The organism is Nocardioides sp. NPDC087217 (assembly GCF_044744805.1).
GTDB lineage: Bacteria > Actinomycetota > Actinomycetes > Propionibacteriales > Nocardioidaceae > Nocardioides.
The window spans coordinates 257,635-270,789 of record NZ_JBIUZB010000004.1 but is presented as its reverse complement, the minus strand read 5'-3'; the positions used below and the strand labels follow the sequence as shown (position 1 = coordinate 270,789).

Below are 13,155 nucleotides of genomic sequence, written 5' to 3'. Positions count from 1 at the left end.
GCTTGCTTTGCTTAGCATTCCTTTGCCTGCCCGCAGCCCGCGGCGCCGAACGGAAAGTACGTCGTGTTGCGTCGCCTGCCGCTCCTGATCGCTCTCGTGGTCGCCGTCCTGCTACCGGTGGGCACCACCGCTTCGCCTGCGGAGGCAGCCTGCAGCAGCCCGCAGCTCTCGAAGATCACCGTGGCGCGAAGCACCGTCACGGCAGGTCAGTCCACCACCGCGACCGTGACGCTCTCGTGTGCGCCCCGCACCCGGAAGCTGGTTGCCGTGAAGGCGACGTCGGGAATCGTCGTACCGTCCTCGGTCTACGTCAGGAGCGGGCATCGCACCCGGTCCTTCACGGTGAGGACCAGACTCACCGCGATCACCACCCGCGGCTCGGTCAGCGCGACGTACAACCGTCGCACAGTGTCCACCGCGCTCACCCGCCGGTACGCCTACTGCGCGAGTCCTCCGCTGAGCAGCTTGACAGTCAGCCCCACGACACTGGTCAGCGGGAATGCCACCAAGGCGGTTGCCCGGCTCGCCTGCCGCTCGACCAAGTCGATCCGTCTGGTCGTCTCGACGACCAAAGGGACGGTCGCGCACAACGCCGGGGACATCTGGATCGGGCGGGACCGGCCGAGCGTCACCTTCCAGGTCACCGCGACGGCCCGCACCAGCCGGCTCGTCGCAACGGTCAAGGTTCGCAAGGCAGGGTCGACCCGCTGGGTCTCGGATACCTTCGTAGCCACCGCGAACCCCGAGATGTGCATGCCGTCCTCACGGGCGACGTCGAACGTGATCTATGCCGGTACGAGGCCGACGACGGTCACGCTCAAGCAGCCATGCGCGCTCGACATCTCGCGCTACGTCTACCTGGGCACCAACAACCCGGACGTGAAGGTGCCGAGCCGGGTTCTCGTCCTCGCCGGGAAAGCGAGCGTCGGCGTACCGGTCTACGTCGCCGACGGCACCAGGGCCGGGGGCAGCCTGATCCATGCACAGCTGAGCGTCGGGTATGCACCAGGAGCGTGGGCGCACCACTTCGATGTCGAGGCGCACCCGGGGCTCGAATCGGCCAATCTGGATGCATGGGCCGACGAAAACGGAGCGCGCACCGTGCGTGCCCACGTCGACCTGGGATTCCCGGCGATCACGGACACCGTAGTCCGGGTCGAGTCGAGCGACCCCCTGATCGCGCTCCCGCCGAGCATGACCGTTGCCAAGGGCGCGACCCGCGCAGACATCGATCAGACCATCACCGCACCTGCGGAGGACACCGAAGTACGCATCACCGCCACCTTCGGAAGTCAGCAGCGAACCGCGAGCGTGCTGGTCCAGCGGAGCTTCCGGCCCGGAGACCCGGTCTCGCTGAGCAGGCAGACGTTCTACGGCGGCGGGCGGGCAGGTGTCTCGATCGATATCGAACGCCCTGCCGGTCCCGACGGCGTACCGGTCACCATGTCCTCGGACTCGTCACTGCTCACATTCGAGCCGACCGCGTTCCGACCCGGCCACACCGTCGCCAGCCTCTACTTCGACGCCGCCGAGGTCACCGAGAGCACACCGGTCACGCTCCACGTGACCGCGGGAACACACACCTACGACGTACCGATCACGCTGCAGCCCGGACTGGCGACCATCACGCTGCCGGACAGAGCCACCAGCGACGAACCCTTCACCGGCACGGTCACACTGACGGGAGTCGCCACCGTGGACACGCCGGTTCGCCTCATCTCGGGCTCGAGCTCGTTCCAGGTACCCAGCGGCGTGATCATCCCCGCGGGAGAGACCAGCGCGACCTTCCAGGGTGTCGTGCACCTACCGAGCAGCAGCAGTGGAGCCGTGACGCGGCTCAATGCGTACCTCGGACGGCTCTACACCTCCAACGACATGATGGTCACTCCCGCGCCGTAGGCCTCTGCAGCGGCCCCGGGTCAGGCTGGCGTCATCTGCTTCTCCGTCACCGGGCTCCGCGGCATCACCAGAGACATCAGTGCGGCGGCGGCGCACAGGGCACCGGCTGCGTACCAGACCAGGTCGTAGGACCCGGTGACATCGCGTACGACGCCACCGACCCAGGCGACCAGGCCGGCTCCGACCTGGTGGGAGGCGAGGACCCAGCCGAAGACGATTGGAGCGTCCTCGGGCCAGATCTCGCGGCACAACGCGAGCGTGGGCGGCACGGTGGCGACCCAGTCGAGGCCGTAGAAGACGATGAAGAACACCATCGGCAGGTGCACCTCGGACGAGAGCAGCATCGGCAGGAAGATCAGCGAGATCCCGCGCAGCGAGTAGTAGACGCCGAGCAGCACCACGGGGTTGAACCGGTCGGTGAGCCAGCCGGAGAAGATCGTCCCGACGACGTCGAAGATCCCGATCACGGCGAGCAGCGAGGCGGCCGCGACGGTGGCCATCCCGTGGTCGTGCGCAGCGGGCACGAAGTGGGTCCTGATCAGCCCGTTCGTGGTGATCCCGCAGATCGCGAAGGCACCGGCGAGAAGCCAGAAGGCCTTGGTACGCATCGCCATCCCGAGCACGCGTACGGTCCGGAGCGCGGCGCCGGTCGCGGGCGCGGGGCGCGGCACGATCTTCGAGGCGCCGTAGGGCGCCAGGCCGATATCGGCCGGGTAGTCGCGGAGCAGCAGCAGCACGAACGGGATCACGGCGGCGGCGACCAGGGCGATGGTCACCGAGGCGGCCCGCCAGCCGAGCTCCCCGATCAGCACCGCCAGCACCGGCAGGAAGATCAGCTGTCCCGAGGCGCCACCGGCGGTCAGCAGACCGCTGACCAGGCCCTGCCGCTTGTCGAACCAGCGGGTGGTGATCGTCGCGCCGAAGGCGAGCGCCATGCAGCCGCTGCCACCGCCGACGAGAACGCCCCAGCCGAGGACGAACTGCCACGACTGGCTCATCCAGACGGTGCCGAGTGAGCCGAGGGTGATCATGGTGAGCGCGACGGCGACCACCGGACGGATCCCGAAGCGGTCCATCAGCGCGGCGGCGAACGGCGCGGTCAGGCCGTAGAGCGCGAGCTGCAGCGTGATCCCGACTCCGATCGTGCCCCGCGACCAGCCGAACTCCTCGTGCAGCGGACCGACCAGGAGGCCCGGCGCTGCGGTGAAGGCGGCGGCGCCGACGATGGTCACGAAGGCGACGGCGGCGACCCACCAGGCCGGGTGGATACGGGGACGGCGCGCAGCTGCGCTGCCGGCAGGCGGCGGGGTCGTCGTCTGGGTCATGACGGTGATCCTTCCGGATTCGCACCGCTCCAGACAGTGGCCTGATTGTCATCTATCGGTAAGATCCAGCCATGAGCGACGTACGGGTGGCTTCTCCGCATCGGGTCGCGGTGCTGATCCAGGACGGGTTCATCCCGTTCGAGATCGGCATCCCGCACCGGATCTTCGGCAGGGCCCGCGACAGCGAGGACCGGCTGCTCTACGAGGTCGTCACCTGCACCACCGGCGGCGCCGGACCGGTGCAGTCGGACTCGGACGTGGTCGTCCTCGCACCGCACGGACCCGAGGCGCTCGCGGACGCGGACACCGTGGTGATCCCGAAGTTCGGCCTCGACTACCCGACGGTCTCGGACGGGGTCCTGTCGGCGCCGCTGAAGGAGGCGCTCGACCTCATCCGGCCCGGCACCCGGATCATGTCGATCTGCACCGGCGCCTTCGCGCTCGCCGCGGCGGGTCTCCTCGACGGCCGCCCGGCGACCACCCACTGGTCGCACACCGACGACTTCCGGGCCCTGTTTCCGCAGGTCAAGCTGGACCCTGACGTACTTTTCGTCGACGACGGCGACATCCTCACCTCCGCCGGCGTGGCTTCGGGCCTGGACCTCTGCCTGCATGTCGTGCGCAGCGACCACGGCGCCGCGGTCGCCAACCGCGTCGCCCGCGCGACGGTCGTACCTCCCCACCGCGACGGCGGGCAGGCGCAGTTCATCCGGCATCACGCACCCGCCCCCGGCGACACCGGCATCTCGGCGGCGACCGCCTGGGCCCTCGCCCACCTCGACCAGCCGCTGACCCTGGAGGCGATGGCGTCCCGGGTCTCGATGTCCGTACGCACCTTCACCCGGCGGTTCCGCGACGAGACCGGCGACTCCCCCGGCCGCTGGCTGCAGCGCCAGCGCATCGAGCTCGCCCGCAACCTGCTGGAGACCACCGACCTCTCGATGGAGCAGGTCGCCGCCCGCTGCGGCCTCAACACCGCCCAGTCCCTCCGCCTCCACTTCCACGCCGCCCTCGGCGTCACCCCCACCGCGTACCGCCGCACCTTCCGCGGCTGACCCCACCGAGGCGTCGCCCCGGTCGGCCGAGGCGTCACTCCGGTCGGCCGAGTGGGCACCACCGTGACCTCTCGGCCGACGCCAGTGACGTCTCGGCCGACGCGGCTGACGTCTCGGCGGGGGCGAGATGGCGGGATGTCGAACATGGATGGCTGATATCCGCTCGCGCCCTGGGGCGCGGATCTTTACCCTTTTATCGTGACGACGACGATCAGCCCCGCGCCCGCTGCGACCACGCCGATCTGGAAGCCGCTGATCGCTTGCGGGATCACGCTGGTCCTGTGGGCATCGGCGTTCGTCGGGATCCGTCACCTGGGCGACACCGTTCCTCCGGGGAGCCTGTCGCTGGGCCGGCTCGTGGTGATGGTGGCGGCGCTCGGCGCCTACCTCGCACTGAAGGGCGGGTTCCGGCTGCCGACCCGGAAGGAATGGCCGCTGATCGCACTGGGCGGTGCGTCGTGGCTGGGGGTCTACAACCTGGCGCTCAACGAGTCCGAGCGCCGGATCGACGCGGCGACGGCGGCGCTGATCGTGCAGGTCGGGCCGATCGTCGTGGCGCTGCTGGCCGGCCTCGTGCTCAAGGAGACGATCCACCGGTGGATCCTGATCGGCACCGGTGTCGGCTTCGCAGGGGTCGTCGTCATCGGCCGCGCCTCGGCCAACGGTGACACCGGCGACTGGATCGGCGTCGCCCTCTCGGTCGTCGCGGCGCTCACCTTCGCCGTCGGCGTCCTCACCCAGAAGAAGCTGCTGCCGACGATGAGCGCGCTGCTGCTGACGTTCTGGTACGCCATCGCCGGCCTCGTCATCTGCCTGCCCTGGTCGTTCGAGCTGGCCACCACGATCCCCGACATCAGCGTCGGCAACATCGGCTGGATCGTCTACCTCGGTCTCTTCCCGAGCGCGCTGGCCTTCGTGACCTGGGCTTACGCCCTCTCCCACTCCGATGCCGGCAAGTTCGCGCAGTCGACGTTCCTGGTGCCGTTCATCACCGCCCTGATGGCGTGGCTGGTGCTCGACGAGGTGCCGCCGGCGCTCGCCTTCATCGGTGGCGCGATGTGCATCGCGGGTGTGTTGATCACCCGGCGCCAGCCGCGCTAGGCCTCGCCAGCCTCGAGCCAGCCCCGGAAGGCTTCGAGGTTGGCGGTCGACTCACCGCGCAGCTTGCGCCACTCCCACTCCTTGCGGATCGAGGAGGCGAAGCCGAGCTCGAGGATGGTGTTGAAGGACTCGTCCGCGTACGTCAGCACCGAGCCGAGCAGCCGGTCGAGCTCGCCTGGTTCGACCATCGCCAGCGGCAGCCGGCCGTCGAGGTAGATGTCGCCGAGCCGGTCGAGACCGAACGAGACCCCGTAGAGCCGCAGGTTGCGCTCGAGCAGCCAGCGGTAGACAGTCTCGTGGTTCTCATCGGGGCGGCGGCAGACGAAGGCATGTACGCCGAGGGCGTGCTGCCCCAGGTCGAGCCGGACCGGCGTCTGCAGCTTGCGCTCGCCCGGGAGCGAGAACGAGAAGACCACCTCGCCACCCGGCTGGGACGTCTCGTCCCAGGTCAGGTCGTTGGACTTCAGCCAGCCGCGTACGACCTCTTCCTGGTCGGTCCGCGCATCAGTCATGCCGTCAGCTCCTCACGCATCAGCATCTTGGCCTCTTCATAGACCTCGAGCGTATTGCGTGCGGTGAGATCCCAGGAGAAGTCCTGGGCGTGTTCGCGGGCTCCGTCGGCCAGGGCGGACCAGCGTGAGTGGGAGGCGATGGCGTTGGTGAGCGCGTCGGCCCACTGCGCCGGGTCGTGGCCGTCGACCAGGAGCCCGCTCCGGCCGTGGTGCACGGCGGTTGTCAGTCCGCCGACCGCGGCCGCGACGACGGGCGTGCCGCAGGCCTGGGCCTCGACGGCGACCAGGCCGAACGACTCGTTGTAGGAGGGGACGGCGACGACGGAGGCGGCCGAGTACCAGAGCGCGAGCTTGTCCTGGCGCACCGGCGGGACGAACCGGACCACGTCGGATATCCCCAGCTCAGCGGCCAGATCGGCGAGCCCGGTCGGGTGCTCCAGACCCGAGCCGGAGGGACCACCGACGATCGGCACGACGAGGTTGGGGCGCAGCGACGGGTCACGCGCCAGCATGACCGCGGCCGCCCGCAGGAGTACATCGGGAGCCTTGAGCGGCTGGATGCGACCGGCGAAGAGCAGCACGTGAGCACGGGCAGGGAGCCCGAGCGCGGCACGCGCCGCGGCCCGTCCGCGCGGACGGAAGACCCGCAGGTCGACCCCGGGATGCACGACGGCGACACGGCCCGGCTCCGCGTCGTACATGTTGATCAGCTGCTTGGCCTCGAGGTCGGTATTGGCGATGAGCATGTCGGCGGCGTCGACGACCTGCTCCTCCCCGATCACGCGGGCCTCGGGCTCGGGACAGTCGCCCTCGGCGAGCGCCTCGTTCTTGACCTTGGCCATCGTGTGCATCGAGTGGACCAGGGGCACGCCCCAGCGGTCGCGGGAGAGCGCGCCGACCTGGCCCGAGAGCCAGTAGTGGGAGTGCACGGCGTCGAAGTAGCCCGGCGGGTTGGACGCCTCCGCCCGGAGCACCTCGCGCGCGAACGTGCACAGCTGCCCCGGAAGGTCACCCTTGGCCAGCCCCTCGAACGGACCGGCGTGGACGTGATGGACAGCGACCCCGTCGTACGCCTCCACGACCTGCGGCAGGCGCGAGGAGGTCGCGCGCGTGAAGATGTCGACCGCGATGCCCTGGGTGGCCAGCCGCCGGGAGAGCTCGAGCACGTAGACGTTCATGCCGCCGGCGTCGCCGGTGCCGGGCTGGTCGAGCGGAGAGGTGTGCAGACTGACCATCGCTACGCGGTGGATCATTCCTGCCCCTTTGTGTATATGCCTGTGGTCCCGTCTCTCAACACTCGGATCTCACTCATCATTCCCGGGCGTGTGAACCCGCGTGGATCGTCTTCGATCGTGGGACCCGGTGGGCAAAGTCGAGCGAGCGACGAGAGAATGACTCCATGTCGTCCAAGAATGCTGTCGTCACCGGCGCCTCGAGCGGGATCGGCGCGGCCACCGCCCGCCAGCTCGCCAAGGAGGGCTACCACGTCTTCCTCGCCGCTCGCCGGGCCGACCGGATCGAGGCCCTGGCCGAGGAGATCGGTGGCACCGCGATCGCGACCGACGTCACCTCCGACGACTCCGTCGCCGCGCTCGCCGAAGCGGTCGGGGACCGTCTCGACCTGCTGGTCAACAACGCCGGCGGCGCCTTCGGTGTGGACAAGGTGGCCGAGGCAGACCTGACCAAGTGGCAGGCGATGTTCGAGGTCAACGTGATCGGCCTGACCCGCGTGACCAAGGCGCTGCTCCCCGCGCTGGTCGCCTCGGGAGCCGGCGCGATCATCAACGTCGGCTCGATCGCCGGCCGGCGCGCCTACGAGGGCGGTGCGGGCTACAACGCGGCCAAGTTCGGCACCCGCGCGGTCACCGAGGCGCTGCGCCTGGAGATCGTCGACAAGCCGGTGCGGATCATGGAGGTCGCCCCGGGCATGGTCCAGACCGAGGAGTTCTCGCTCGTACGTCTCGGGGGTGACCAGGCGGCCGCCGACGCGGTCTATCAGGGCGTCGCCGACCCGCTGGTGGCCGAGGACATCGCCGACGCCATCGTGTGGATGGCGACCCGTCCGGCTCACGTCAACATCGACGAGCTGGTCATCAAGCCCCGCGCCCAGGCGGCCCCGCACAAGGTGCACCGCGAGAGCTGATAGGCCCTGATCCGGCCTCTGACCTGGTCTAGTCCAGGTCAGAGCGACGCCGAGGATTCAGTACGCGACAGCCGACGGTGTCACACTCGATGACGTGCAGACGATCGGACTCATCGGCGGCATGAGCTGGGAAAGCACCGCCGCTTACTACGAGGGACTCAACAAGGGTGTCCAGGAGCGGCTCGGCGGTCTCCACTCCGCCAAGATCGTGCTGGCCTCCGTCGACCTGGCCGAGCTGACGGCACTGCAGGAGAAGGAGTCCTGGGACCAGGTCGCCGAGATCTTGACCGCCGCAGCCCGCAGCGTGGTGGCCGGCGGCGCCGACTTCATCCTGCTGTGCACCACCACCTTCCACAAGGTCTACGACGAGGTGGCGGCCGCCGTCGACGTACCCGTGCTGCACCTGGCCGACGAGCTCGCCGCGAAGGCCAAGGAGCTCGGCATCACCAAGGCCGGGTTCCTCGCCTCCCGCTACACCGTGGAGAACGACTTCTTCGCCCAGCGGATCTCGGACCACGGCGTCGACGTGAACCTGCCCGACACCCTCCACGTGGAGATGCTCGACTCGATCATCTACGAGGAGCTCATCCACCGGAACATCGTGTCCGGCTCGCGCAAGCGGGTCCTCGAGGTCGTCCACGAGCTGTGGGACGCGGGTGCCGACGGCGTCATCCTCGGCGCCTCCGAGCTCAGCCTCCTGGTGCGACCCAGCGACGTCGACGTACCCATCCTCGACGCCATCACCGTGCACGTCGAGGCCGCGCTCGACCGCGCCCTGCCCTGAGGCTGATCAGCTCTCGAGCAGCTCGTTGGCGACGGCGCGCAGCTCGGGACTCATGTCGCCCTCGTGCACGACGACGGTGCGGCCGTCGACCTCGAACTCGTAGATGTAGCGGTCGGCACCCTTCGGCTTCGAAGGGGTGACGTCGCGCTGCGCGACCAGGTTGCGCAGGGCGGCCACGTGGGCGGCCGACGGCGCGAGCTCCGCGGCCCCCTCCTTGGTACGTCCCAGGAAACCGCCGCTGCGGCGTACCTTCACCCTGGTCGGCGCCTCACCATCGGGCGCGGGGGTCCCGGACGCCGGGGTGACCCCGACCTCGGACCACGCGTTGGTGACCGCCTCGGCCTGGTCGCCGGCCTCGGCGATGGTGGCTGCGGCGAACCCGGCGAAGTCGGTGTCGGCGGTGACGGCGCCGTTGGTCAGCGCCGCGTACCAGATCTTGCCGGCACCGTCCCAGGCGTTGCCGCCGATGGCATTGGCGGCGAGGGCGAAGGCGCGGTTGGGGATGCCGGAGTTGATGTGGACGCCGCCGTTGTCGTCGGTGCCGTCGTAGAGGTCGTCCATGTGGGCCGGCTGCGGGTCCTTGCCCAGGTTGGGGTCGTCGTAGGCGGTCCCCGGCTCGAGCATGTGCCTCAGCCCGACGCCCTGGACCGACTCGGTGAAGAGTCCCTCGCCGATGATCCAGTCGGCCTCGTCGACGCTCTGGCCGAGGAGGCGCTGCTTGAGGCAGGAGCCGAACACGTCCGACATCGACTCGTTGAGCGCGCCCGGCTGGCCCTGGTAGACGAGCCCGGCGGTGTGCTCGGTGACCGCGTGGGAGAGCTCGTGACCGATCACGTCGACGGCCTTGGTGAACCGCTGGAAGATCTCGCCGTCGCCGTCGCCGAAGACCAGCTGGGTGCCGTCCCAGAAGGCGTTGGCGTAGTCGCGGTCGTAGTGGACCGTCATCACGACCTCGATGCCCCGGCCGTCGTAGGAGTCGCGGCCGTAGACCTCTTCGAAGAGCGCCAGCGAGCCGGTGATCCCGGTCGCGGCCTCGTCGACGCTCTCGTCGCCCGACTCCGGCTCACCCGCGGCGCGGACCTTCTCCCCGGGGAGGTCGGTGCCGTTGTTGGCGGTGTAGACCGTCCAGTCCCCGGCCTCGGCGGTGGTCTTGCCGGCTTCGGGGGCGGGGCCTTGGGCGAGAACCCTGGTCAGGTGCTCGGCCCGAGCGGCTCGAAACGCGTTGTCCTGGTCGAGGCGGCCGGCGTCGAGCCGCTGCATGAGATACGGGGGCACGATCTGGCAGACGTGTTTCCGAGAAGTCATGGGCCTCAGCCAACCGTCATCTCCGGATGCGGGTCAAGGAGGTCACGGCGGATAAGATCAGACGTCCCGTCCCGCGCCAGAAATCGAGCCGCTTCGCACATGTCCGAGATCCTCAAGGCCAATCTACGCAACGTCGCCATCGTTGCGCACGTCGACCACGGCAAGACCACGCTGGTCGACGCCATGCTGCGTCAGGCAGGCACGTTCACCGAGCACGAGGCCGAATCGGTCGCCGACCGGGTCATGGACTCCGGTGAGCTCGAGCGCGAGAAGGGCATCACCATCCTCGCGAAGAACACCGCCATCCACTACACCGGGCCGAGCGCGCCCGAGGGGATGACGATCAACATCATCGACACCCCCGGCCACGCCGACTTCGGTGGTGAGGTCGAGCGCGGCCTGTCGATGGTCGACGGGATCGTGCTGCTGGTGGACGCCTCCGAGGGCCCGCTCCCGCAGACCCGGTTCGTGCTGCGCAAGGCGCTCAACGCCGACATGCCGGTCGTGCTGGTGGTCAACAAGGTCGACCGCCCCGACGCCCGCATCGAGGAGGTCGTCGACGAGACGTACGAGCTCTTCATGGACCTGCTCGACGACTCCCACAGCCAGGACGCGCTCGACTTCCCGGTGATCTATGCCTCGGGCAAGGCCGGCGTCGCGTCGCTCGAGCAGCCCGGCAACGGCGAGCTGCCCGACTCCAAGGACCTGGAGCTGCTGTTCCAGACGATCATGGACACGATCCCGGCTCCGACGTACGTCGAGGGCGCGCCGCTCCAGGCCCACGTCACCAACCTCGACGCGAGCCCGTTCCTCGGCCGCCTCGCGCTGGTCCGCATCCACCAGGGCACCCTGAAGAAGGGCCAGAACGTCGCCTGGATGCGCCGTGACGGCGAGGTCAAGAACGTACGCATCACCGAGCTGCTCATCACCGAGGGCCTCGAGCGCAAGCCGGGCGAGATCGCCGGCCCCGGCGACATCGTCGCCATCGCCGGCATCCCGGACATCACCATCGGCGAGACCCTCGCCGACCCGGAGAACCCGGTCGCGCTGCCGCTCATCCACGTCGACGAGCCGGCCATCTCGATGACCATCGGCACCAACACCTCGCCGCTGGTCGGCAAGGTCAAGGGCTCGAAGGTCACCGCGCGCCTGGTCAAGGACCGCCTCGACTCCGAGCTCATCGGCAACGTGTCCCTGAAGATCCTCAACACCGAGCGTCCCGACGCCTGGGAGGTCCAGGGCCGTGGCGAGCTGGCGCTCGCGATCCTGGTCGAGCAGATGCGCCGCGAGGGCTACGAGCTGACCGTCGGCAAGCCGCAGGTGGTCACCAAGGAGATCGACGGCAAGATCCACGAGCCGTTCGAGCGCCTGACCATCGACGCGCCGGAGGAGTACCTCGGCGCCATCACCGAGCTGCTCGCGAACCGCAAGGGCCGCATGGAGGGCATGACCAACCACGGCACCGGCTGGGTGCGCATGGAGTTCATCGTCCCGGCCCGTGGCCTGATCGGCTTCCGCACCGAGTTCCTCACCGAGACCCGCGGCACCGGCATCGCCCACCACATCTCCGAGGGCTACGACCGCTGGGCCGGCGAGATCCGCTCGCGCAACAACGGCTCGCTCGTCGCCGACCGGGCCGGTGCGGCCACGGCGTACGCCATGACCTCGCTGCAGGAGCGCGGCGTCATGTTCGTCGAGCCGGCGACCGAGGTCTACGAAGGCATGATCGTCGGCGAGAACTCTCGCGCCGACGACATGGACGTCAACATCACCAAGGAGAAGCAGCAGACCAACGTCCGCTCCGCCACCTCCGACAACTTCGAGAAGCTCATCCCGCCGAAGAAGCTCTCGCTCGAGCAGTGCCTGGAGTTCTGCCGCGAGGACGAGTGCGTCGAGGTCACCCCCGACATGGTCCGCATCCGCAAGGTCGTCCTCGACCAGAACGACCGCGCCAAGATCGCGAGCCGGGCGCGCAAGGCCAACAAGTCCTGATCGACTCATCGGACGGCCGCCGACCCTCGTGGGTCGGCGGCCGTTCTCGTCGTCGGCTGCCTGCGACACTTCGACCATGACCCTCGCGACCACCGCCTCGCTGATCAGCTCGGCCTATGAGGAAGGCCGTGGCGTCGCTGCCTTCAACGCGATCAACCTGGAGACCGTCGAGGCCATCGCCACCGGAGCCGAGACCGCGAACCGGCCGGTCATCGTGCAGATCAGCGAGAACGCGGTGCGCTACCACGGCGGCCTGGCTCCCCTGGCCCAGGCCGCGATCGCGGTCGCGTCCGGCTCGACGATGCCGATCGCGCTCCATCTGGACCACGCGACCGACGAGCGAATGGTCGGGATCGCGGTCGACCTCGGCTTCTCGTCGGTGATGTACGACGCCTCCCAGCTCCCCTACGGGGACAACCTCACCCGCACCGCCGCCGTCGCCCGCCGCTGCCACGACCGCGGCGCGCACGTCGAGGCCGAGCTCGGCGAGGTCGGCGGAAAGAACGGCGTCCACACGCCCGGCGTACGCACGGACCCGGCCGAGGCGGCCGCGTTCGTCGCCAGCACCGGCGTCGACGCCCTCGCCGTCGCGGTCGGCTCGAGCCACAAGATGACCACCCGCGACGCAGCCCTGGACGAGGCGCTGATCGCAGCGATCCGCCGCGCCGTCGACGTCCCGCTGGTCCTGCACGGCTCCTCCGGCGTGAGCGACGACGGACTCCGAGCCGCCATCGCCGCCGGGATGACGAAGATCAACGTCGCCACCCAGCTCAACAAGGCCTTCACCGCGGCCGTCCGCGACACCCTCGAAGCAGACCCCGCCCTGGTCGACCAGCGCCGCTACCTCGGTGCCGGCCGCGACGCGATGGCCGCCGAGACCGCCCGGCTGCTCACCGTCATCTCGGGCTGAGCGACACCTCTTTTCCCCAGTTTGGTGGAAGCGCTCCCACGATCACAAAATCGTTACCACCCGGCTACTTGACAGATCCTTGTGAGCGCGATCACACTCTCCGTAGTCCCGAGAGTGGAAGCGCTCTCA

11 protein-coding genes are annotated in these 13,155 nt (G+C 69.3%); 7 read left to right on the top strand and 4 right to left on the bottom strand.

Annotation, left to right across the window (positions count from 1 at the left end):
* The first annotated feature begins 63 nt into the window (after positions 1 to 63).
* A complete protein-coding gene (locus ACIO3S_RS19400; RefSeq protein ID WP_400467089.1) occupies positions 64 to 1,899 on the top strand; it encodes a hypothetical protein in 1,836 nt (611 codons plus the stop codon).
* Positions 1,900 to 1,919: 20 nt separating this feature from the next.
* On the opposite strand, the gene ACIO3S_RS19395 is transcribed toward ACIO3S_RS19400, so the two are convergent.
* Positions 1,920 to 3,224, bottom strand: a complete 1,305-nt coding sequence (locus tag ACIO3S_RS19395) for an MFS transporter (protein WP_400467086.1) — start codon at positions 3,222 to 3,224, stop codon at positions 1,920 to 1,922.
* A 71-nt stretch (positions 3,225 to 3,295) separates the two neighbouring features.
* On the opposite strand from ACIO3S_RS19395, the gene ACIO3S_RS19390 reads away from it, so the two are divergent.
* Positions 3,296 to 4,279 (top strand): GlxA family transcriptional regulator, encoded by a 984-nt coding sequence (locus ACIO3S_RS19390; protein WP_400467083.1) that lies wholly within the window; start codon positions 3,296 to 3,298, stop codon positions 4,277 to 4,279.
* 198 nt (positions 4,280 to 4,477) lie between these two features.
* A complete protein-coding gene (locus tag ACIO3S_RS19385; RefSeq protein WP_400467080.1) occupies positions 4,478 to 5,380 on the top strand; it encodes a DMT family transporter in 903 nt (300 codons plus the stop codon).
* Here the strand turns inward: ACIO3S_RS19385 and ACIO3S_RS19380 are convergent.
* Together ACIO3S_RS19380 and mshA are read right to left on the bottom strand one after the other, a co-directional pair.
* Positions 5,377 to 5,892, bottom strand: a complete 516-nt coding sequence (locus ACIO3S_RS19380; RefSeq protein ID WP_400467078.1) for a YbjN domain-containing protein — start codon at positions 5,890 to 5,892, stop codon at positions 5,377 to 5,379. The genes ACIO3S_RS19385 and ACIO3S_RS19380 overlap by 4 nt on opposite strands.
* A complete protein-coding gene (gene mshA / locus ACIO3S_RS19375) occupies positions 5,889 to 7,145 on the bottom strand; it encodes a D-inositol-3-phosphate glycosyltransferase (RefSeq protein WP_400467075.1) in 1,257 nt (418 codons plus the stop codon). Before mshA ends, ACIO3S_RS19380 begins: the two co-directional genes overlap by 4 nt.
* A gap of 146 nt (positions 7,146 to 7,291) precedes the next feature.
* On the opposite strand from mshA, the gene ACIO3S_RS19370 reads away from it, so the two are divergent.
* Positions 7,292 to 8,035 carry an SDR family NAD(P)-dependent oxidoreductase gene (locus tag ACIO3S_RS19370; protein WP_400467072.1) on the top strand — a complete coding sequence of 248 codons (744 nt, stop codon included), beginning with the start codon at positions 7,292 to 7,294 and terminating at the stop codon, positions 8,033 to 8,035.
* A gap of 94 nt (positions 8,036 to 8,129) precedes the next feature.
* The gene (locus ACIO3S_RS19365) at positions 8,130 to 8,819 is read left to right on the top strand and encodes an aspartate/glutamate racemase family protein (RefSeq protein ID WP_400467069.1); all 690 of its coding nucleotides are present in this window, start codon (positions 8,130 to 8,132) and stop codon (positions 8,817 to 8,819) included.
* A gap of 6 nt (positions 8,820 to 8,825) precedes the next feature.
* Here ACIO3S_RS19365 and ACIO3S_RS19360 read toward each other — a convergent pair whose 3' ends face one another.
* Positions 8,826 to 10,124: a M4 family metallopeptidase gene (locus tag ACIO3S_RS19360; protein ID WP_400467066.1), complete on the bottom strand. Its 1,299-nt coding sequence runs from the start codon at positions 10,122 to 10,124 to the stop codon at positions 8,826 to 8,828.
* Positions 10,125 to 10,223: 99 nt separating this feature from the next.
* On the opposite strand from ACIO3S_RS19360, the gene typA reads away from it, so the two are divergent.
* Entirely contained in the window at positions 10,224 to 12,116 is a 1,893-nt protein-coding gene (gene typA / locus ACIO3S_RS19355) for a translational GTPase TypA (protein WP_400467064.1), read from the top strand.
* A 76-nt stretch (positions 12,117 to 12,192) separates the two neighbouring features.
* On the top strand, positions 12,193 to 13,026 hold the full coding sequence (locus tag ACIO3S_RS19350) for a ketose-bisphosphate aldolase (RefSeq protein WP_400467061.1): 834 nt from the start codon (positions 12,193 to 12,195) through the stop codon (positions 13,024 to 13,026).
* Positions 13,027 to 13,155 lie beyond the last annotated feature (129 nt).